Genomic DNA, 21,136 nt, shown 5'->3' with positions numbered 1-21,136 from the left:
CCTCATCGATCAACTATCCAGGGCGGAAGCCGGGCCGAAGAATTCGTAACGGCTCTGCTCGTCCGGTACGCCCAACGCCTGCAGGTGGCGTTTGACCTGAGCCATGAACGGTTTCGGGCCGAGGAAGTAGGCGTCCAGATCGCGATCCGCCGGCAGCCATTGCGCCAGCAGATCGCGGCTCAGCAAACCGGTAGCGTCGGCTGCATCGCCCTCGCGTGGTTCGCTGTAACAGACGTAATGGCGAATCTGCGGATGCTCGGCGGCATGGGCGTCGACCCAGTCGCGGAAGGCATGCACTTCGGCATTGCGCGCGCAGTGGATGAAATGGATCGGCCGGCCACTGTGTCGCGCGGCGTCGAGCATGGCCAGGGCCGGGGTGATGCCGACGCCGGCGCTGATCAGGGCCAGCGGCTTGTCCGACTCGCTCAGGGTGAACTCGCCTGCGGGCGGGAACAGGTCCAGCACATCGCCAACCTGAACCTCGTCATGCAGATGGTTGGACACACGGCCGCCAGGCTCGCGCTTGACGCTGATGCGGTACTCACGGCCGTTGGCCAGGGCCGACAGCGAGTAGTTGCGGCGTACCTCTTCGCCGTCCAGCAGCAGGCGCATGCCAATGTACTGGCCGGGCTGGTAATCGAGCAGCGCGCCGCCATTAACCGGTGCCAGGTGGAAGGAGGTGATCTCGGCGCTCTCGACGACCTTGCGCACCACGCGGAAGGCTCGCGCGCCACGCCAGCCGCCAGGCGCGCTGGCGTTGTCCTGATAGAGTTGTTCCTCGGCACCGATAAAGATATCGGCCAGTTGCTGGTAGGCCACGGCCCAGGCATCGATCACTGCATCGGTGGCGATCTCGGCGCCCAGCACTTCGCGGATTGCGCGCAGCAAGCAACTGCCGACGATTGGGTAGTGCTCGGGGAGAATCTGCAGGGCGACGTGCTTGTTTACCACCTGGCGTACCAGCGGGCCGAGGGCTTCGAGTTTGTCGATATGGCGCGCGTACATCAGCACGCCGTTAGCCAGGGCACGTGGCTGGTCGCCGCTGGCCTGGTGCGCCTGGTTGAATAGCGGGCGCACCTCGGGGTACTCACTGAGCATCATCCGGTAGAAATGGGTGGTGAGCGCTTCGCCGCCGCTTTCCAGCAGAGGCACGGTGGCTTTGATCAGGTCACGTTGAGCGTTGGTCAGCATTAGGCTATCTCCGCAGGGCAAATAAAGACGCCGGTGTGGCTCGTATGGCCAGTTGTGGCGTGCTAGCGTTAGCGGTAGATACCTATCAGTAAGCGTGCCAGATAAATAATCCTTAAATATCAGTTGCTTGCTTTTATTGTTGTTTTAATGACTCGCTCTGTTCGTGGGTCATAAAGACTTTGAGTAGTCGAAATGACCGCTAATCCTCTGCTGGAAACTCTTATTCCCCTGGTCGCCGATCTGTCTCGCGAGCTGGACGATGGCGAGCGTTATCGCCGACTGCTCGCAGCCTTGCGCCAGTTGTTCCCTTGCGATGCCGTGGCGCTGCTGCGGCTAGACGGCGAAATTCTGGTGCCCCTGGCGGTCGAGGGGCTGAGCCCCGATACCCTGGGACGACGTTTCAAGGTCAGCGAGCATCCGCGCCTGGCTGCGTTGCTGGAGCACGCCGGGCCGACCCGTTTCGCTGCTGATTGCGGCCTGCCTGACCCCTACGACGGACTGGTAGAGGGGTTGCATGGCCACCTGGAAGTGCACGATTGCCTCGGTTGCCCGCTGTACTTGGACGAACAGCTCTGGGGGCTGCTGACCCTGGATTCGCTTGATCCAGCCAGCTTCGGCCGGCTCGATCTGGACAGCCTCGACGCCTTTGCCAGCTTGGCTGCGGCCACGGTCAAGGTCAGCCAGCGTATCAGCGGCCTGGCGCAGCGGGTCGAGGCCGAGCGCCAGCTCACCGAGCTTTACAAGCAGGCGCGTCAGCAACCGCGCGAGCTGGTGGGGCAGAGTGCGGCGCTGCGCAAGCTGCAGGACGAAATCCGCCTGGTTGGCGACAGTCCGCTGACCGTGCTGATCACCGGCGAAACCGGCGTCGGCAAGGAACTGGTGGCCGAAGCCATCCACGCCGCTTCGCCGCGTGCGCAGCGGCCGCTGGTCAGCATCAACTGCGCGGCATTGCCCGATGCATTGGTGGAGAGCGAGCTGTTCGGCCACGTGCGTGGCGCCTTTTCCGGGGCGATGAGCGAGCGCAGCGGCAAGTTCGAGCTGGCCGATGGCGGCAGCCTGTTCCTCGACGAGGTGGGCGAGCTGCCGCTGGCTATCCAGGCCAAGTTGCTGCGCGTGCTGCAAAGCGGCCAGTTGCAACGGGTTGGCTCGGATCGCGAGCATCGCGTCGATGTGCGAGTGATCGCCGCCACTAACCGCGATCTGGCGGCCGAAGTGCGTGCCGGACGGTTTCGCGCCGATCTCTATCACCGCCTGAGCGTCTACCCGTTGCCGGTGCCGCCGCTGCGTGAGCGCGGCCGCGATGTGCTGTTGCTGGCCGGCTACTTCCTCGAAGAGAACCGCGCCCGGCTCGGGCTGCGCAGCCTACGTCTGAGTGCCGAGGCGCAGAAGGCGCTGCTGGGCCACGACTGGCCAGGCAACGTGCGCGAGCTGGAGCACCTGATCGGCCGCGCGGCGATCAAGGCGCTGGCGCGCCATGGCGAGCGACCGCGCATTCTCAGCCTGGATATGCAGGATCTGGACTTGCCGAGTAGTGAGGCGAGTGCAGCCGTCGAGGCCGTGTTGGCGTCCGGCGAGCCGGTGCCGGAAGGTGTGGAGCTGCGCACGGCAGTGGACGCTTTTCAGCGCCAGTTGATCGAACAGTGCCTGGCGCGCCATCAGGGCAAGTGGGCCGATGCGGCGCGGGAGTTGGGGGTGGATCGCGCCAACCTCAGCCGCTTGGCCAGGCGGCTGGGCATTCGCTAACCGGATTGTAGGAGGGGCTTTAGCCGCGATCTGTTCACGTCGCGGCTAAAGCCCCTCCCACAGGTTTATCCCTGCTGGAACACCAGCGCTTTCAAACCCCTCTCGGGCGAGATATCGGGGAACTCCGGCGGATTATCCAGGCGCTCGACGAAGCGCAATTGCGGCGCTTCGGCGGCCATGCCGTCGATGATGAAATCCGGGCCGATATCCGGATCGTTGACGCAGGCCAGCACGGTGCCGTGCTCGGTCAGCAGCTCAGGCAGGCGCCGGAGAATCTTGGCGTAATCCTGGGTGAGGGCGAAGCTGCCTTTCTGGAAGCTCGGCGGGTCGATGATGATCAGGTCATACGGGCCGCTCTTGCGCACCTTGCCCCAGGACTTGAACAGCTCGTGACCGAGAAACTCCACCTGGCTCAGGTCGTGCTGATTGAGGCGATGGTTGTCGCGGCCACGGGTCAGTGCGGCGCGCGCCATATCCAGATTGACCACATGCGCGGCACCGCCAGCGATGGCCGCGATGGAGAAGCCGCAGGTGTAGGCGAACAGGTTGAGCACGCGCTTGCCGGCGGCCTGCTCGCGCACCCACTGGCGGCCCAGGCGCATATCGAGGAACAGCCCGCTGTTCTGCTTGCTGCCCAGGTCGAGCAGGTAGTGGAGGCTATCCTCGATGATGGGCCATTGCGCCTGCGGCTCGCCGGCCAACCATTCGCTCTCGCTGCCGTGTACATAGCGGTGCTGCAGCAGCAGGCCGCGCGCACCGCTGGCCTGCCATTGCGGCGTCTCCAGCAGTTCCATGAACAGCGGTCGAAGCGCCGGCGACGGCTCGCGGAACAGCATCACCAGCACCATGCTGGACAACCAGTCGACGGTGATCTGCTCCAGTCCTGGCCAGCAGCGGCCACGGCCATGGAACAGGCGGCGTGTTTCGGTGCCAGGGTGGTTTTCCAGTGCCTGCAGCAGGTGCTCGCGCAGGACGGCGAGTGGCGTGTCAGTCATCGCGGGTCAGCACTTCCAGCAGCTCGATTTCGAAGGTCAGGTCGGAGTTGGGCGGAATCGCGCCCATGCTGCGCTCGCCATAACCCAGATGCGCCGGCACCTGCAGCTTGCGCTTGCCGCCGACCTGCATGCCCATCAGGCCCTGATCCCAGCCCTTGATCACCCGGCCAGTGCCTATCACGCACTGGAACGGCTTGCCGCGCGACCAGGACGAGTCGAACTCGCTGCCATCAGCCAGCCAGCCGCGATATTGGGTGGTGATCAGGGCGCCCTTGACCACGGCCTTGCCGTTGCCGGGTTGCAGGTCTTCGATGATCAGTTGGTCAGTCATGTCAGGTTTCCTTGCGGTGACGGTTTTGGCTGGCCTGTACCGAGCGTTCGGCGGGGACGCGCAACTGGGTCAGCAGGTAATCGGCGAAGGCCGGTGCATAGTTCTGCAGGGCGATGGCGCCGGCCATGCAGCTCAGCCAGCTTTCCGCCAGCGCCTGGTCGATTGGCCACTGCGCATGGAAGGCGGGGATGCTGATGCTGCCGTATTTTTCGGCGAACAGGCGCGGCCCGCCTAGCCAGCCACTGAGAAAGCACGCCAGCTTGTCGCGTGAGGCGCTCAGGTCGGCTGGGTGCAGGGCGCGCAGGGCGGTGGCCTCGGGGCGTTCGTCCATCAGCCGGTAGAAGTCGTCGACCAGGCGGCGCAGGCCGTCGATACCGCCAGCGGCCTGGTAGGAGGCATCGCCGGTGCCGTAGGGAGGTGTTTCGCTCATCGCGTTGTTCCGCGGAAAAGGCGCCATTGTAACCGCTGGCGTAGAATGCTCGGCCAGTTTGGTTCGAGGTAATGGGCAACTGCAGAGGTTGTTTTCTCCCCTCTCCCATTTATGGGAGAGGGAGCTGATCGTGCTTGCCTGAAACGATGATGACGCAACCCCAGCAAGGCTTCGTGCTCAGCCGCCATTGGCGCGACACGCCGGAGGGCACCGAAGTGGCCTTCTGGCTGGCGACCGATGCTGGCCCGCGCCAGGTGCGCCTGCCGTGCCAGGACGTGGTCGCCTTCATCCCGGCCGAGCAGCGTGCCTGGGCCGAGCCGTTGCTGGGTAATGAGAAGGGCGTCGAGTTGCGCGAGCTGGCCTTGCGTGATTTCAAGCGTCGCCCGGTGCTGGGTCTGTACTGCCGCCAGTACCGCCAGTTGCTGCAGTTGGAGAAGAAGCTGCGTCAGGTCGGCGTGGATGTGTACGAGGCCGATATTCGCCCGCCGGATCGTTACCTGATGGAGCGCTTCATCACCGCCAGCGTGCTGTTCGATGGCATCGAGCAGCCGGACGGCAGCCTGTTGTGCAAGTCGCTCAAACCCGCCGTCGATTACCGCCCGACGCTGCGCCTGGTATCGCTGGATATCGAGACCAGTGCCCGTGGCGAGCTGTATTCCATTGCCCTGGAAGGCTGCGGTCAGCGCCAGGTGTACATGCTCGGTCCGGTCAATGGCGACGCCAGCATCGTCGACTTCGACCTGGAGTACTGCGACAGCCGCAAGGTGCTGCTCGAACGCCTGAATGAATGGCTGCAGCGGCACGATCCGGACGCCATCATCGGCTGGAACCTGGTGCAGTTCGACCTGCGCGTGCTGCGCGATCACGCCGAGCAACTCAAGGTGCCGCTGCTGCTGGGGCGTGGCGGCGACGTGATGGGCTGGCGCCAGCACAACAGCAGCCAGCACTATTTCGCCGAGGCGGCCGGGCGGCTGATCATCGACGGCATCGAGGCGCTGCGTTCGGCGACCTGGAGTTTCTCCTCGTTCAGCCTGGAATCGGTGGCGCAGACGTTGCTCGGCGAGGGCAAGGCCATCGACACGCCCTATGCGCGGATGGATGAGATCCAGCGTATGTACGACGAGGACAAGCCGGCGCTGGCCCTATACAACCTCAAGGATTGCGAGCTGGTCACGCGCATCTTTGCCCACACCGATCTGCTCGCCTTCCTGCTGGAGCGCTCCAGCGTCACCGGCCTGGCGGCCGACCGCAGCGGCGGCTCGGTGGCGGCCTTCACCCACTTGTACCTGCCGCCCATGCACCGCCTGGGCTACGTCGCGCCGAACCTCGGCGATATTCGTGGCGAGAACAGCCCTGGCGGCTTCGTCATGGACTCGCGCCCCGGCCTCTACGATTCGGTGCTGGTGCTGGACTACAAGAGCCTGTATCCGTCGATCATCCGCAGCTTTCTGATCGACCCGCTGGGTCTGGTCGAAGGCTTGCACCAGCCGGATGACGAACACTCGGTTGAGGGCTTTCGCGGCGCGCGCTTCTCGCGCACCCGGCATTGCCTACCGGCCATCGTCGAGCGCGTCTGGCAGGGCCGTGAGGCGGCCAAGCGCGAGGGCAATGCGGCGCTGTCGCAGGCGCTGAAGATCATCATGAACGCCTTCTACGGCGTGCTTGGCTCCAATGGCTGCCGCTTCTTCGACCCGCGTCTGGCTTCGTCCATCACCCTGCGCGGGCACCAGATCATGAAGCGTACCCGCGAGCTGATCGAAGCCGAAGGCCATGCGGTGATCTACGGCGACACCGACTCCACCTTCGTCTGGCTCGGCCGTGCTCATGACGAGGAGGAGGCAACGCGCATCGGCCGTGCGCTGGTGGCCCGTGTGAATACCTGGTGGCGTGAGCATCTGCAGAAGGAATACGGCCTGACCAGCGCCCTGGAACTGCAATTCGAGACCCATTACCGGCGCTTTCTCATGCCCACCATTCGCGGCACCGAGGAGGGCAGCAAGAAGCGCTACGCCGGCCTGGTGCTCGGCGCCGACGGCAGCGAACGCATGGTGTTCAAGGGCCTGGAAACGGTACGCACCGATTGGTCGCCGCTGGCCCAGCGCTTTCAGCAGGAGCTGTACCGCCTGGTATTCGCTGGCCAGCCTTATGAGGACTATGTGCGCGACTACGTCAAACGCACCCTGGCCGGTGAGCTGGACGAGTTGCTGGTGTATCGCAAGCGCCTGCGCCGACGCCTCGACGACTACCAGCGCAACGTGCCGCCGCATGTGCGCGCCGCGCGCCTGGCCGACGAGCACAACCAGCGCCTGGGCCGGCCCCTGCAATACCAGCGCGGCGGCTGGATCAGCTACCTGATCACCACTGGCGGGCCACAGCCCTTGGAGCGCCTGCTGTCACCGGTGGACTACGAGCACTACATCAGCCGCCAGCTGAAACCAGTGGCCGATGCCATCCTGCCGTTCGTCGGCGGAGAGTTCGAACGCCTGGTGGACGGGCAGCTCGGGCTGTTCTGAAATCCGCTGGCGGCCGCTCTGGGCAGGCCATCCGCGCCGAGAGACGGGCTAATCGCCTTGAAATACCTTGTAAAATTCGCCCCGTTGAGCGGCGCTCGCGGCCTGAATATATTGGCGCCCGTGATGCCGGGCCCCTCTGGCGGTTAATACCGCGATGTCGGAATCACAGTCTGTTCAATCTGACTGTAGGAGGGGCTCATGACTGCCCTAGAACCGTTCCTCTTCGCCGACTTCCTCGGCACGGCCACCTGGTTGTGGCTGGTCTTCATTGCTGTCGTCATCTCCCTGCTTGCCTTCGACCTTGGCGTGCTGCATCGCGATAATCGCGAGATCGGCGTGCGCGAGAGCCTGTTGCTGTCCGCCGGCTACATCACTGCGGGTCTGCTGTTCGGTGTCTGGGTGTTCTTCCAGAAGGGCGGCGACGCCAGCATGGATTACCTCACCGGCTTTCTGATCGAGAAATCGCTGTCGATGGACAACGTGTTTCTCATGGCCATGATCTTCAGCTTCCTCGCCATCCCAAGGCAGTACCAGCATAAGGTGCTGTTCTGGGGAATCATGGGTGTGCTGGTGCTTCGCGCGATCATGATCGGACTGGGTGCGGCGCTGATTCATGAGTTCAGCTGGATCCTCTATGTGTTCGGTGCCTTCCTGTTCTTCACCGGCATCAAGATGCTGTTTTCCAAGCTCGACGATGCGCCGGACTTGCAGAACAACGTGCTGGTGAAGTTCCTGCGCAAGCATCTGCGCGTGACCGATGAGCTGCATGGCCAACGCTTCTTCGTGCGCCAGGACGATGGCAAGGGACGCAGCGTGCTGTGGGTGACGCCGCTGTTCCTGGCGCTGATCATGATCGAGTGTGCCGACCTGGTGTTTGCCATTGACAGCGTGCCGGCGATCTTCGCCATCACCCAGGACCCGTTCATCGTCTACACCTCGAACATCTTCGCCATCCTCGGCCTGCGTGCCCTGTACTTTGCCCTGGCTGCGCTGATCCACCGCTTCGCCTACCTGAAGTACGCACTGGCTCTGGTGCTGGTGTTCATCGGCGCGAAGATCTTCCTGGTTGGCATCATCGGCAAGATCCCGGCGGTGGTGTCCCTCAGTGTGACCCTGGGCTTGTTGATCGGCGGTGTGCTGTTGTCGCTGTACAAGACCCGCGGCCAGCCGCCCGCCAAGATCTGACGGATAAGCTTTTGCCCGTCTACGCCCCGTGTGTGGCCGGGCCTTCGACACTGGAGAAACCTGATGCAAAACCCTTGGAAACACCGCTTGGCGCCTGCCGCACTTGGCCTGGCACTGATCGCCCTGGCGGGCTGCGACGCCGCCGAGCAGTCCGCGCAGAAGCTCGCCGAAGAGGCGAAGAAGGAAGCGCAGGCGCTGATCAGTGACTCGGTCGGCGAGGTGGTCGATGAGGTCAACCGCCAGGTGGACTCCCTGCAGGAGTCCACTAACCGAGCACTTGGCAAGGACGACAAGGAGAAAGAGCAGGGCGCCGAGACGCCGCAGGTGGAGCCCGAGAAACCGCTCGAGCAGGGCGTCGAAACCTGATGCCTGGTCGGTGGCGCAGGCTACCGCTGAGCGGTTGCTGGGCGCCGCCACTTCCGCCCCGGCGTGCTTGGGTTTATCCTGCGCGCCTCTTTGGGGAGTAGCCTGCCGTCGCGCTAGCGTCGGCGTGTTGGTCAACATTCTCGGCAACCTGCCGTGGCCAACGCATCCGCTGGGATTGGTGAGACCAACGACAGTCCTGTGCCAGGTCGGGCGCGCAGTGGCTTGTCGTTGACTCAGGCCCGGCTGGAGTTTCCCTTGAATCCTCTCTCGCTGCTTCTTCTATCGTTCGCCATGTCGACGGATGCCTTCGCCGCAGCCATCGGCAAGGGCTCTGGCCTGCACAAGCCACGCTTTGCCGAAGCCCTGCGCGCTGGGTTGATCTTCGGCACCATCGAAGCCATCACGCCGATCATCGGCTGGCTGATCGGCCAGGCGGCCAGCCGTTTCGTCCTCGAATGGGATCACTGGATCGCCTTCGTGCTGCTGGTCGGGCTCGGTGTGCACATGATCCATGCCGGGCTCAGCGCCGATGACGATGCGCCTGAAGATAAACCCTCGCGCCATTCCTTCTGGGTGCTGGCCGTCACTGCCGTGGCCACCAGCATCGACGCCCTGGCCGTTGGCGTGAGCCTGGCCTTCGTCGAGGTGAACATTCTGGTCGCAGCACTTTGTATCGGTCTGGCCACCACCCTGATGGTGACATTGGGCATGTTGCTTGGTCGTATGCTGGGCCAACTGGTCGGCAAGCGTGCCGAGATCGTCGGCGGTGTAGTGCTGATGCTGGTTGGCGCGACGATTCTCTACGAACACTTTGCGAGTCTGTGAAACATGAACATGTCCCTGTGTTTGCTGAAAAGCGCACTTCTGGCGGCTGCCGCGCTGGTCGCCGCCGCCCTGATGTTTTTCGCCTGGCAGTACTTCTTTCCGGTGCAGGCCGCCAGCGGCTGGTCGTACCGCGTTGCCTACGACGACGTGCAGAAGGCGGCCGGGCTGGCGCGAGCAGCGGATGGCGGGATTCTGGTCAGCCAGGAACTGCAGGATGGCCGCGGCAGCATCCTGTTGATGCAGCCCGACGGTGACCGCGAAGTGGTGGTCGAAGGCCTGTCCAAGCCCGATGGCCTACTCAGCGCCCGTGGCGGCCTGGTGTTCAGTCAGGAGTCGGGCGACAAGCCGGTCAGCTTCCTGCAGGGCAAGCGTGTTTCCGAGCTGTTCGCGGGCGATCAGGTGCAGGGGCTGTGGGATGACGGTCACTACCTCTATGCCATCGAGGACCGCAAGGGTAACGGTCGGCTATGGCGCTATCGCTGGGACGACCAGCAGCTCAGCGTGGTGCGTGACAACCTCTCGGAGACCGAGTCGATCACTCGCTGCACCGACGGCCGCATGCTCTATAGCGAAAAGGAAACCGGTGTGATTCGCGAGCTGCGCGAGGACGGCCGCGACCCGGTAGTGATCGATGGCCTGCGCAACCCGACCTTCCTGCTGTGCGACGAGCAGGGCCTGTGGATCAGCGAGGACTCGACCCATCGCGCCCGCCTGCTGCTGGTCGACGCCCAGGGCGAGCAGACCACCGTGTTGTCGTTCCTCAAGGCGCCGCAAGCGATCCTGCCCTTGGACGATGGTCGTTACCTGATCGCCGAAGGTGGGCGTGATCGAGTGCTGGAATTGAGCGTGGTGAGATCGGCAGGCGGCCTCAAAAAAACCGAGATTGCCAGCGACCGGCAGGGCGGTTGAGGCCCGGCTGACGGCTTAACCGAGCAGACGTCTAGGACTGAGCAGAGCCGCATTCAGGCCTGCTTCTGCAAGGCGCGGCGGCAGCGGCTGCCGGCGAATCAAGGCAGCGCAGGCTTGGCCCATGGCGGCGCTGGTCTGGATGCCATAGCCGCCTTGCGCTGCCACCCAGAAGAAGTCGTCGGCCTGGGTGTCGAAACCGCCGACCAGATCGCCATCGACGACGAAGCTGCGCAGGCCGGCCCAGGTGTGCGCCGGACGATGAATCTGCAGCGTGGTATGGGTTTCGATCTGGTGGATGCCCAGGGCGATATCCAGCTCTTCAGGCTGTACGTCATGCGGCGCCACCGGGTCGGCATTGGCTGGTGAACCGAGCAGCAGGCCGGCATCAGGCTTGAAGTAGAACGATTCGTCCAGGCTCACCATTGCCGGCCAGTGCTGGCAGTCGATGCCTGTCGGGCCGTTGAAGGTGAAGGCGGCGCGGCGCTTGGGCTTTAACCCGATGCCGGGCAGGCCGGCCAAGCCTGCGATCTCGTCACACCAGGCACCGGCGGCATTGATCAATACGCTCGCGCGATAGCTCTGCCCGGCGCAATCCACCTGCCAGCCGTCGGCGAGGCGGCTGATGCTGATGACCTCGCGCTGGCAATGAATCTCCCCGCCCTGTTGGCGGATGCCGCGCAGATATCCTTGGTGTAGCGCTGCGGTGTCGATATCAGCGGCGCTGGGGTCAAACAGTGCGCCACGCACCAGCTCCCGGCGCAACACCGGAACCAGCGCGCAGGCCTCGTCAGCACTGAGCAGGCGAGCCTCTGCAACATGCTCACGGGCCTGCTCGTACTGGCGCTGCAACTCGGCCGCGTCACCGCTGAAATCCACCACTAACTCGCCACGTGGCGTGAGTAGCGGGTGCTCGGCGAAGCCGGCTGGCGGGGCATCGTAAAAGGCACGGCTGGCGGCGGTCAGTGCGCGGACCTGTGGCGTGCCGTAGGCCACGGTGTAGAGCGCGGCTGAACGGCCAGTGGAGTGGTAGCCGGGCTGCGCCTCGCGTTCGAGCAGCACCGTCTTGCCATTGCTGGCGAGAAAGTAGCCGGTAGAGGCGCCAGCAATACCGGCGCCGATGATGAGGTAGTCGTAGTGTTGCATGGCGTATCGATCAACGGAGTCAAATGAAAAAGGCGAAGCTGGAGGGCTTCGCCTTTGTTCTGCTTCGGCCTTATCAGTGCTTGCGCGGCACCGGCTTGAGCAACTCGTCCGGCGGCATCTCGCACTGGATCTTGCGGCCGATCAGCTCTTCGATTGGCGGCAGGGCGAAGGCGTCGTCCTCACCGGCGAAGCTGATCGAGGTGCCGCTGGTGCCGGCGCGGCCGGTGCGGCCGATGCGGTGCACGTAGTCGTCCGGGTCTTCCGGCAGGGTGAAGTTGATCACGTGGCTGATGGCATCGACGTGGATGCCACGGCCGGCGACGTCGGTGGCGACCATGACGCGGATCTTGCCTTCGCGGAAGCCTTCCAGTGCGCGGATACGCTTGTGCTGCGGAATGTCGCCGGACATCTGCACGGCGCTGATGCCGTCGCGGGTCAGGCGCTCTTCGATGCGCCGGACTTCGTCCTTGCGGTTGGCGAAGACCATGACCCGCGTCCAGTCGTTCTGGCTGATCAGGTTGTACAGCAGTTTGTACTTGTCAGCCGAGGCTACGGCGTAGACGTGCTGCTCGACGGTGTCGCTGGCGACGTTCTCTGGCTCGATCTCGACGATGGCCGGGTTGACAGTCCACTGCTTGGCCAGGTTCATCACGTCGTCGGTGAAGGTGGCGGAGAACAGCAGGGTCTGGCGGTCACCTTTCATCGGCGTTTGGCGGATGATCTGGCGCACCTGCGGGATGAAGCCCATATCGAGCATGCGGTCGGCTTCGTCCAGCACCATCACCTCGACCATGTCCAGGTGCACTTCGCCGCGCTGGTTGAAGTCCAGCAGGCGGCCTGGCGTGGCCACGAGGATGTCGCAGAAGCGCGATTCCAGCTGCTTGAGCTGCTTGTCGAAGTCCATGCCACCGACGAATTGCATGACGTTGAGGCCGGTGTATTTGGTCAGCTCGGCGGCGTCCTTGGCGATCTGCACCACCAGTTCGCGGGTCGGCGCGATGATCAGCGCGCGAGGCTCGCCCATGTAGCGCTCTTTCGGCGCCGGGGTCTGCAGCAGCTGGGTGATGATCGAGATGAGGAACGCCGCGGTTTTGCCGGTGCCGGTCTGGGCACGGCCGATGGCGTCCTGACCCTTGAGGGTGTAGCCCAGTACGCCAGCCTGGATCGGCGTGCAGTAGGGGAAACCGAGGTCGTGAATGGCGTGCATCAGCTCGGGGGCGAGCTTGAAGTCATGGAAACGGGTCTTGCCTTCGGCCGGCTCGACCACGAAATCTTCCAGCTTCCAGGTGTCGACTGGCTTGGTTGGGCGCTCGCGGCGCGGTTTGTCGGCCTTCGGCGGGCGGGATTGTTGCGGCGCCGGGCTATCGCCTGCGCTCTCGCTGGCAGGGCGGGCGGGCTTGTTCTTGCGTGGGCGCTTCTGCTCTGCGTCACCGCTCTGGGCAGGCGCTGCTACGGATGACGGCGCTGGTTGTGGCTGCTCGTCTTCGGCTTTACCGAACATTTTCTTGAGTGCTTTGAGCACGGGCTTCTCATCGACTGGTTAAGGAGTGAACGCCCGCCAGTGTAATGCAAGACGCGGGCGTGGCGAAGTGCTTCGCTCGCGTCTGTCAAGAGGACCGTGTGCCCAGCACCTCATTTCTCCGGCAGGCTGGCCAGCAGCAGGCGCTGTACATTGCCGCCCATGATCGCGGCAATGGCGTCATTGTCGAAGCCGGCGGCTTGCAGTCCCTCGGTAATCTGCGCCAGGCCGGTGACGTCGAACGGGGTGTGTACGGTGCCATTGAAGTCCGAGCCCAGGGCGACGTGCTCGACACCGACCTTGTCCGCCGCGTAGCGGATGGCTTTGACGATGGCGGCGACCGAGGTGTCGCAAACGGCGGTGCTCCAGTAGCCGATGCCGATCACCCCGCCGGTGGCGGCGATGGCCTGCAGGTGCTTGTCGCTGAGGTTGCGGGTGCCGGCGCAGGTGCCCTCGACGCCGGTGTGCGAGACCAGCACCGGGCGCTTGGCCATGGCCAGTACATCGTCGATCAGTGGGCGCGAGGCGTGGGCCAGGTCCACCAGCATGGATTTTTCTTCCAGGCGCGTGATGACCTGGCGCCCCAGTGGGGTCAGCCCGCCTTTTGCCAGGCCATGGGCCGAGCCGCCGACTTCGTTGTCGAAGAAGTGAGTCAGGCCGGCGATGCGGAAACCCGCGTCATACAGCACGTCGATGTTATCCAGCTTGCCCTCGATAGGTTGCAGGCCTTCGGTGGCGAGCAGGCCGGCGACGCGGCGCGGGTCCTTTTCCCAGGCATCGACGAAGTTCGCCAGGTCCGCGCGGGTGCGGATCAGCACCAGGCGCCCATCGCTGCCGGCGCTGGCGTCCTTGAGTTTCTGCGCCTGGTACAGGGCGCGCTGCAGCAGGCTGCTCCAGGTTTCACGTGGCCAGCGCTGGGCCATGGCCAGCAGGGTGATGTTGTCGCTGTCGGCGGCGTTGCTCTCCATGTTCAGGCCGCGCGGGGTCTTGGTCACGGTGGAGAACACCTGCAGGCCGAGACGCCCTTCGAGCATGCGTGGCAGGTCGGAGTGGCCGTAGTCGTAGCGCTTGAGCAGGTCGCGCTCCCAGAGCAGGGCGTCGTCGTGCAGGTCGGCGACGAACAGCCCTTGGTGCAGCTTCTGCGCGCTGGCGCTGGCCGGATAGGGTGGCGGGCTGGCCACGCTGTTCATCTGTGCGTCGAGTACCTGGGGCAGGCCCAGAACGGCGAGGGCGGAAAGGGGGGCGAGCAGAAGCACAGCGATCAGCAGTTTGCGCATGAGAAGCCATCCAGGCGTGTTGTTATGTGCGCCACTCTAGCAGGGAAGCGCGACGCGCGGTGTCAGCCGCTGAGGCAGTTGCGCCCCTGTTGCTTGGCCTGGTACAGCGCGGCGTCTGCACGCGCGATCAGGCCCTGCAGGCTGTCCTGATGCTGCATCTGCGCCAGGCCAATGGAGATGGTAACGCCCGGCAGAACGCCGACTGGCGAGTAGAAAGAGGCGATATGCTCCAGGCTGAGGCGCAGGCGTTCGCCGATACTACGTGCAGCCTCGGCACAGATCTCCGGCAGGAGAATGACGAACTCCTCGCCTCCGAACCGTATCAGGCTGTCCTTGGGCCGCAACTGGCTGCGCAAGGTGTGCGCCACCATGCACAGGGCGTAGTCCCCTGCAAGGTGACCGTGCTGGTCGTTGTAGGCCTTGAAGTGGTCGACATCGAGCATCAGCAGCGAGATGGGGTCGTCGTTGAAGGCGCAGCGGGTGCTTTCGCGTTCGAAGACGTGCTCCAGCCAGCGTCGGTTGAAGCAACCGGTGAGGGTATCGACATTGGCATTCTGCTCGCTGTCGAGAATCTGCCGGTTGCCCTGGCGCACACGCTCACAGAGCAGCTCCAGCAGGTTCTGCATCATCTGCGGTGATTGCTGAAACAGTGCGACCAGCGATTCGCGATGCAGGCGCAGCACCGTGGAGGGGCGCTCGGCTACGACGTAGGCGGAGGGGTGTTCGTTGTCGATGAAACTGATTTCACCAGCGCAGTCGCCGACTTCGAGGGCGCTCACGGCCTGGTTGTCCAGTGAGCCGAGATAGACACGCAACTGGCCCTCGATCAGCAGATAGAGGTACTGGTTGCGATTGAAGGGGGAGAGCAACACTTCGCCGGCTTCCAACTCGCACGCGCGAAACTCCTGCAGCAACTGATCCAGGCTGCTGGTCGCGACATTCTGAAATAGTCGCAGATGCTGAACTTGTTGCAGGTCTGCCTGCCAGTGCGCCGGTTTCATTGCGATCTCGTCGGGCCTGGCCGGGCGAATAGGCCTGAGGGCACCACCAACGCTCCCTGTCGTGTCTACGAATAGCGTCCGACATTATTCCCGGGCTCCAGGCGTGGCAACGTCTGCCAGTGGCTCGGCCGACCAGTGGTTGCACGAAAGTGCAAAGCTGTTAACTGGCGCGCGTCCTTGCGCGCTCTGGATCACGCTGCGAAGTGGATACGATGGCCCACCGCGTAGCCAGACAGGCGTTCGCCGATGGCCTCAGCCAGTGCCTGATCCTGATTCGGCAGGTGAATGTGGGCCAGTTGACCTGCCTTGTCATCGCTCAGGACTTCGACCCGAGCAGCCGGGTGCAACTCATCGACAGCCGCCTGGTAAACCCGGGCGATGGCATCGAAGCGCAGCGCTGGTTTGAAGGTCTTGCCCACCGCGGTGAGCGGAATGGCATCGATGATCCAGGCGTCCTTGGGTACAGCGGCGCGCTCGGGAATATGGGCGGCGGCATGCTCCAGCAATTCGACTTCGCTGGCCTGTGCACCGGGTTTGAGCTGGACGTAGACCACCGGCAGTTCGCCGGCCTTCTCGTCTGGCTTGCCCACTGCAGCGGCCATGGCCACTGCCGGGTGTTTGTGCAGCGCTTCCTCGATCATCTGCGGGTCGATGTTGTGGCCGCCGCGGATGATCAGGTCCTTGCTGCGGCCGGTCAGCCAGATGTAGCCGTCGGCATCGACGCGGCCGAGGTCACCGGTATTGAACCAGTCGCCATCGACCCAGATACCGGCGTTCTTGCTCGCCTGCAGATAGCCCTTGAATACCGTGGCGCCGCGGATGCACAGGTTGCCGATTTCGTTGGGCGCGGCTTCGCGCAGATACTGCCCTTGCTCGTCGAGTACCTTGATGCGCACTTCGCAGTAGGGCATGGGCAGGCCGATCGAGCCGGGGCGGCGCTCGCCGGCTGGAGGGTTGGCGCTGCTGCCGCAGGTGCCCTCGGTCAGGCCATAGCCTTCGAGCAGGGTCAGGCCTGTCTTGGCTTCGAACTGGCGAATCAGCTCCACCGGCATGGGCGCAGCGCCGCACAGGGCGTACTTCAGCGAGGACAGGTCATGGCCGTCGCTAGGAATCTGCAGGAGGCCGGCATAAATGGTGGGCACACCGCTGAAGAAACTGACCTTGTGGCGCTCGATGACCTTCCAGAAATTGCCGATCAAGGTGGTGTTGCGATAGCCCTGAGGCGTGGCCAGCAGCACTTCGGCACCGCCGATGAAGGCCGCCAGACCGGTGACGATGACGCCGTTGACGTGAAACAGCGGCAGGCCGCAGAGGGTTACGTCGCCGACGCCGAAGCGAGTCACCAGGTTCATGCTGTAGGCCATCGCCACTTCGTTGCCGTGGCTGTGCGGCGCCAGTTTTGGCGTGCCGGTGGTGCCACCGGTGTGGAAGTAGCTGGCGATGTCGTCGGCGGCGATCACGCGGCCACTTTCCAGATGATCGGCTGGGCAGGCGGCGATGGTCTCGTCGAAGTCCAGCACGCCCTCTGGTAGCGGGCCGCGCTGGGCCTTGAGCGCGCTGCGCTGTGGCTCCGGCAGCAGGTTGGCCATGTCCACGCAGAGAATCGCTTTCAACTCCGGCAGTTGATCGCGCAGAGCGTTGACCTTGTCCCACAGGTCGGTACCGGGGAAGGGCGCTAGGGTCACCAGCAGTTCGGAGTCCGACGCGTGGATCAGCTCGGCGATATGCTCGGCGTCGAGCAGCGGGTTGATCGCGTTGACGATGCCGGCTGCCTCACCACCCCAGATGGTGTAGTGAGTCTGCGGCAGGTTGGGCAGCAGGAATGACACCGCCTTGCCCGGGCGCAGGCCCAGACGATGGAAGGCGTTGGCCGTCTGGGTGATTTTGCCGAGCAACTCGGTGTAGTTCAGGCGCAGCGGGGCTTCTTCGGCCGTGCCCTGGAGGATGAACGACAGCGCTGGTGCATGCGGACTGGCCTGGGCCGTGCGGCGGATCAGATCAAAGGTGTTCTCGGGCAGGCCGCGATCGCTCAGCGGCGTGCTCTCGATCTGTTGAATATCCTGCAGGGTACGAATGAGGGGCGCTGTGCTCATTTATTGTGCATCTCTTCGGTTCGGTCAGTCTGCCAGCAATTGGCTCAACCATTCGGCGATATCGCGAATCTCTTCCGGTAGCACTTCGTGGGCCATCGGATAGTCGCGCCATTGCACCGGCACCCCGCAGGCGTGCAGGCGGTCATACGCGGCGCGTCCCATGTCTGGGGTCACCACGTCGTCGAATCTGCCATGCAAACAAAGCACCGGCAGTTGTCTTTTTGTATCCGCCAGGGGCACCTCATCGCTGAAAGTCGGCGCGTAGGTCGACAGCGCCAGTACCCCGCCGAGGGGTTGCAGATAGCGCACGAAGGCGGTGTGCAGCACCACCGCGCCACCCTGGGAGAAGCCCGCCAGGACGATGCGTTCAGGGGCGATGGCGCTTTCGCGCTCGGCCTCGATCAGGGCGATCACCTGGTCGGCGGATTCCTCCAGCTGCGCCTGGTCGATGGCCCGTGCCGGGGTCATGGCGAGAATGTCGTACCAGCTCGGCATGCTCCAGCCGCCGTTGATGGTCACCGGGCGGGTGGGCGCCTGCGGCAGGATGAAACGTGTGCTGGGCAGGCGCTCTTGCAGCATCTCGGCGACCGGCAGGAAATCATAGCGGTCAGCCCCCAGCCCGTGCAGCCAGATCACGGTTGCATTGGCGGCCTGTGGGGGCTGCAAAATCATGGGTGCGGTCATTGGTAGCTCCAGTGTGGTGCGGGCGCCTTAATTTGGGGCGGCGCCCTGTGCAAGGCTTGGCTAATCTGTGAATAAGTTGTCGCACGGGTGAATCTTTTGCCCTTGACCCTCCCATATCCGGCCATTTGCCATGTGCTGGTACGGGGCTTGCTAAGGCTCATCTGAACTGACGACGCGGTGCGGTAACGGTAACACTGTGCCACTGCGCACCGCTCAACAGGCAGGAATCTGCTGTGTGGGGTTCCTAATAGACCGTCAGGGCGATCAATCGCTCAGACGGATGACGATCCGTCTCTGGCCCGTTCAACCAATGGGCAGGGTAGGGGCTGTTGGCCAGCAGAGGGTAAAGCCGACTAGACTCCCGCCTGACGTTCGAACTTCTCGTCGATACCGTTGCTGCCAGCGGATCGCGTGCCTCAAAAGGGTGGGGAAGGCGGACGGAGACTCCAACACAACAAGAGCAACTGGAGGTTTTTGATGAAGATGGTGAAATCCACCCTGGCTGTGCTGACCACCGCAGCTGTGCTCGGTGTCAGTGGCTTTGCTCAGGCAGGCGCCACCCTGGATGCAGTGCAGAAGAAAGGCTTCGTGCAGTGCGGTATCAGCGACGGTCTGCCTGGCTTCTCCTACGCCGATGAAAAAGGCAACTACCTGGGTATGGACGTTGACGTCTGCCGCGCTGTTGCCGCCGCTGTATTCGGCGACGCTACCAAAGTGCGTTACAGCCCGCTGACCGCCAAGGAGCGCTTCACTGCGCTGCAGTCCGGCGAAGTCGATATCCTGTCGCGTAACACCACCTGGACCAGCTCGCGCGACGCCGCACTGGGCCTGAACTTCACTGGTACCAACTACTACGACGGCCAGGGCTTTTTGGTTAACAAGAAGCTGGGCGTTTCCAGCGCCAAGGAACTGGACGGGGCTACCGTCTGCATCCAGGCCGGTACCACCACCGAGCTGAACCTCTCCGACTACTTCCGTGCCAATGGCATGAAGTACACCCCCATCACCTACGATACCTCTGACGAGAGCGCCAAGTCGGTCGAAGCTGGCCGTTGCGACGTGCTGACCTCCGACCAGTCGCAGCTGTACGCACAGCGCATCAAACTGGCCAACCCGGACGACTATGTCGTGCTGCCGGAAGTCATCTCCAAGGAACCTCTGGGCCCGGTCGTGCGCCAGGGCGACGAAGAGTGGTTCGACATCGTGCGCTGGACCCTGTTCGCCATGGTCAACGCCGAAGAGCTGGGTTTGACCTCGGCCAACGTCGAAGCCACTGCCAAAGACACCAAGAATCCGGACGTAGCACGTCTGCTGGGTACTGAAGGTGAATTCGGTAAAGACCTCAAGCTGCCGAAAGACTGGGCAGTACAGATCGTCAAGCAAGTCGGTAACTACGGCGAGTCCTTCGACCGTAACGTTGGTGCCGGTAGCGAGCTGAAGATCGAGCGTGGTCTCAACGCCCTGTGGAACAAGGGTGGTCTGCAGTACGCACCGCCGGTGCGTTGACCGTCCACAGCGGCAGGCGAGAATCTGTTCATAGGCTTGCGAGCTAGAGGCATGCAAGGAAAAAACAGGCGAAGAAGCGCAGTTTACGAGTTGTAAATGAGCATTCTGAGCCTGTTTTTGACGAAGCAGGCCCGACGCGCAGCAGGCTATGGACCGGTTCTCGGAGCCTGCCGCTGTCGTTTCCGATTACGTGAACTCCGGCCGGCTTGCGTGCGGCCGGGGCTTCCATGAGGGTTGTTATGCAAACGACTGCTAATGCCCCGCGCCCGCGAGGATCGCTTCTGAACGATCCGCAGGTGCGCGCTTGGGCTTTCCAGATCATTGCCGTTGTCGCTGTTGTGGCGCTCGGCTGGTTTCTCTTCCAGAACACCCAGGCCAACCTGGAGAAGCGCGGGATCATTTCCGGCTTCGCTTTTCTCAATAACAGCGCCGGTTTCGGTATTGCCCAGCACCTGATCGACTACACGGAAAGCGACAGCTACGCCCGTGTGTTTCTGGTGGGCTTGCTCAATACCCTGCTGGTGTCTTTCATCGGTATCGTGCTGGCCTCCATCCTTGGCTTCCTGCTGGGTGTGGCGCGGCTGTCGCCTAACTGGCTGATCAGCAAGCTGGCCACCGTTTACATCGAGATCTTCCGCAACATTCCGCCGTTGCTGCAGATCCTCTTCTGGTATTTCGCGGTCTTCCTTGCCCTGCCTGGTCCTCGGCAAAGCCTGGACGTGGGTGAAGTCTTCTTCCTCAACAGCCGTGGTCTGTACATGCCGGCGCCGAGCCCTTCGGAGAGCTTCGGTCTGTTCGCCGTGGTGCTGCTAGCGACCATCGTCGGCATCATCGCCCTCGGGCGCTGGGCCAAGAAACGCCGTGAAGCCACCGGCCAGATCTTCCCGCTGCTGTGGACATCGCTGGCGCTGATCGTGGTGATTCCCGGCCTGACCGCGCTGGTCGCGGGCAATCCGCTGGTGTGGAGTGTGCCGGAGCTGACCGGTTTCAACTTCCGTGGCGGCTGGGTGATGATCCCCGAGCTGATGGCGCTGACTCTGGCATTGACCATCTATACCGCGGCATTCATCGCCGAGAACGTGCGCTCCGGGATCATGGCGGTCAGCCATGGTCAGACCGAAGCCGCGCGCTCGCTGGGTTTGCGTCCGGGCGTCACTCTGCGTCTGGTGATCATCCCGCAGGCGCTGCGCGTGATCATTCCGCCGCTGACCAGTCAGTACCTCAACCTGGCGAAGAACTCGTCCCTGGCTGCCGGTATCGGCTATCCGGACATGGTGTCGCTGTTCGCCGGCACTGTGCTCAACCAGACCGGCCAGGCCATCGAGGTGATTGCCATCACCATGAGCGTGTACCTGGCGATCAGCATCAGCATTTCCCTGCTGATGAACTGGTACAACAAGCGCATCGCGCTGACTGAGCGGTAAG

General features: G+C 63.6%; 18 protein-coding genes. 8 read left to right on the top strand and 10 right to left on the bottom strand.

The genetic code is table 11. From position 1 onward, the window contains the following. Positions 1-9: 9 nt before the first annotated feature. Positions 10-1,191: an NO-inducible flavohemoprotein gene (gene hmpA, locus RTH74_RS18400; RefSeq protein WP_316915587.1), complete on the bottom strand. Its 1,182-nt coding sequence runs from the start codon at positions 1,189-1,191 to the stop codon at positions 10-12. A 192-nt stretch (positions 1,192-1,383) separates the two neighbouring features. Between hmpA and norR the strand changes: the two genes are divergently transcribed. Further along, a complete protein-coding gene (gene norR, locus RTH74_RS18395) occupies positions 1,384-2,934 on the top strand; it encodes a nitric oxide reductase transcriptional regulator NorR (RefSeq protein WP_316915586.1) in 1,551 nt (516 codons plus the stop codon). A gap of 65 nt (positions 2,935-2,999) precedes the next feature. Here the strand turns inward: norR and RTH74_RS18390 are convergent, their stop codons facing one another. From RTH74_RS18390 to RTH74_RS18380, 3 genes are read right to left on the bottom strand one after another with little or no spacing between them, the layout of a single operon-like run. Further along, on the bottom strand, positions 3,000-3,929 hold the full coding sequence (locus RTH74_RS18390; RefSeq protein ID WP_316915585.1) for a class I SAM-dependent methyltransferase: 930 nt from the start codon (positions 3,927-3,929) through the stop codon (positions 3,000-3,002). After that, positions 3,922-4,260 (bottom strand): FKBP-type peptidyl-prolyl cis-trans isomerase, encoded by a 339-nt coding sequence (locus RTH74_RS18385; protein ID WP_316915584.1) that lies wholly within the window; start codon positions 4,258-4,260, stop codon positions 3,922-3,924. The genes RTH74_RS18390 and RTH74_RS18385 overlap by 8 nt, the downstream gene beginning before the upstream one ends. Before the next feature lies 1 nt (position 4,261). Next, positions 4,262-4,690 carry a group II truncated hemoglobin gene (locus RTH74_RS18380; RefSeq protein WP_179544137.1) on the bottom strand — a complete coding sequence of 143 codons (429 nt, stop codon included), beginning with the start codon at positions 4,688-4,690 and terminating at the stop codon, positions 4,262-4,264. Between the two features lie 149 nt (positions 4,691-4,839). Here RTH74_RS18380 and RTH74_RS18375 point away from each other — a divergent pair, with 149 nt between their 5' ends. From RTH74_RS18375 to RTH74_RS18355, 5 genes are all read left to right on the top strand, one after another. After that, on the top strand, positions 4,840-7,203 hold the full coding sequence (locus tag RTH74_RS18375) for a DNA polymerase II (protein ID WP_316915583.1): 2,364 nt from the start codon (positions 4,840-4,842) through the stop codon (positions 7,201-7,203). Between the two features lie 198 nt (positions 7,204-7,401). Next, positions 7,402-8,388 carry a TerC family protein gene (locus RTH74_RS18370; protein WP_316915582.1) on the top strand — a complete coding sequence of 329 codons (987 nt, stop codon included), beginning with the start codon at positions 7,402-7,404 and terminating at the stop codon, positions 8,386-8,388. 63 nt (positions 8,389-8,451) lie between these two features. Further along, entirely contained in the window at positions 8,452-8,754 is a 303-nt protein-coding gene (locus RTH74_RS18365) for a hypothetical protein (protein WP_099526619.1), read from the top strand. A gap of 255 nt (positions 8,755-9,009) precedes the next feature. Then, positions 9,010-9,579 (top strand): manganese efflux pump MntP, encoded by a 570-nt coding sequence (gene mntP, locus RTH74_RS18360; RefSeq protein WP_125833707.1) that lies wholly within the window; start codon positions 9,010-9,012, stop codon positions 9,577-9,579. Positions 9,580-9,582: 3 nt separating this feature from the next. Next, entirely contained in the window at positions 9,583-10,488 is a 906-nt protein-coding gene (locus RTH74_RS18355; RefSeq protein ID WP_316915581.1) for a hypothetical protein, read from the top strand. Positions 10,489-10,503: 15 nt separating this feature from the next. Here the strand turns inward: RTH74_RS18355 and RTH74_RS18350 are convergent, their stop codons facing one another. The 6 genes from RTH74_RS18350 to RTH74_RS18325 form a co-directional block, all read right to left on the bottom strand. Continuing rightward, positions 10,504-11,631 carry an FAD-binding oxidoreductase gene (locus RTH74_RS18350; protein ID WP_316915580.1) on the bottom strand — a complete coding sequence of 376 codons (1,128 nt, stop codon included), beginning with the start codon at positions 11,629-11,631 and terminating at the stop codon, positions 10,504-10,506. Positions 11,632-11,704: 73 nt separating this feature from the next. Beyond that, positions 11,705-13,153 (bottom strand): ATP-dependent RNA helicase RhlB, encoded by a 1,449-nt coding sequence (gene rhlB, locus RTH74_RS18345; protein ID WP_316915579.1) that lies wholly within the window; start codon positions 13,151-13,153, stop codon positions 11,705-11,707. Between the two features lie 110 nt (positions 13,154-13,263). Next, a complete protein-coding gene (locus RTH74_RS18340; protein ID WP_316915578.1) occupies positions 13,264-14,427 on the bottom strand; it encodes a membrane dipeptidase in 1,164 nt (387 codons plus the stop codon). 62 nt (positions 14,428-14,489) lie between these two features. After that, complete coding sequence (locus RTH74_RS18335) at positions 14,490-15,428, bottom strand: GGDEF domain-containing protein (protein WP_099526613.1); 939 nt, start codon at positions 15,426-15,428, stop codon at positions 14,490-14,492. 191 nt (positions 15,429-15,619) lie between these two features. Beyond that, positions 15,620-17,521 carry an acyl-CoA synthetase gene (locus RTH74_RS18330; protein WP_316915577.1) on the bottom strand — a complete coding sequence of 634 codons (1,902 nt, stop codon included), beginning with the start codon at positions 17,519-17,521 and terminating at the stop codon, positions 15,620-15,622. 24 nt (positions 17,522-17,545) lie between these two features. Next, positions 17,546-18,205, bottom strand: coding sequence for an alpha/beta hydrolase (locus tag RTH74_RS18325; protein ID WP_316915576.1), 660 nt, complete (start codon positions 18,203-18,205; stop codon positions 17,546-17,548). A 477-nt stretch (positions 18,206-18,682) separates the two neighbouring features. Between RTH74_RS18325 and RTH74_RS18320 the strand changes: the two genes are divergently transcribed. Both RTH74_RS18320 and RTH74_RS18315 read left to right on the top strand, forming a co-directional pair. Continuing rightward, on the top strand, positions 18,683-19,711 hold the full coding sequence (locus tag RTH74_RS18320) for an amino acid ABC transporter substrate-binding protein (RefSeq protein WP_179544147.1): 1,029 nt from the start codon (positions 18,683-18,685) through the stop codon (positions 19,709-19,711). A 239-nt stretch (positions 19,712-19,950) separates the two neighbouring features. Continuing rightward, positions 19,951-21,135 (top strand): amino acid ABC transporter permease, encoded by a 1,185-nt coding sequence (locus RTH74_RS18315; RefSeq protein WP_166432427.1) that lies wholly within the window; start codon positions 19,951-19,953, stop codon positions 21,133-21,135. The last annotated feature ends 1 nt before the right edge of the window (position 21,136 follow it).

Origin of the sequence: Pseudomonas sp. zfem001 (assembly GCF_032621725.1) — a bacterium.
Lineage (GTDB): Bacteria > Pseudomonadota > Gammaproteobacteria > Pseudomonadales > Pseudomonadaceae > Aquipseudomonas > Aquipseudomonas sediminis.
The sequence above is the reverse complement of the archived record's forward strand: the minus strand, read 5'-3'. Positions and strand labels throughout refer to the sequence as shown.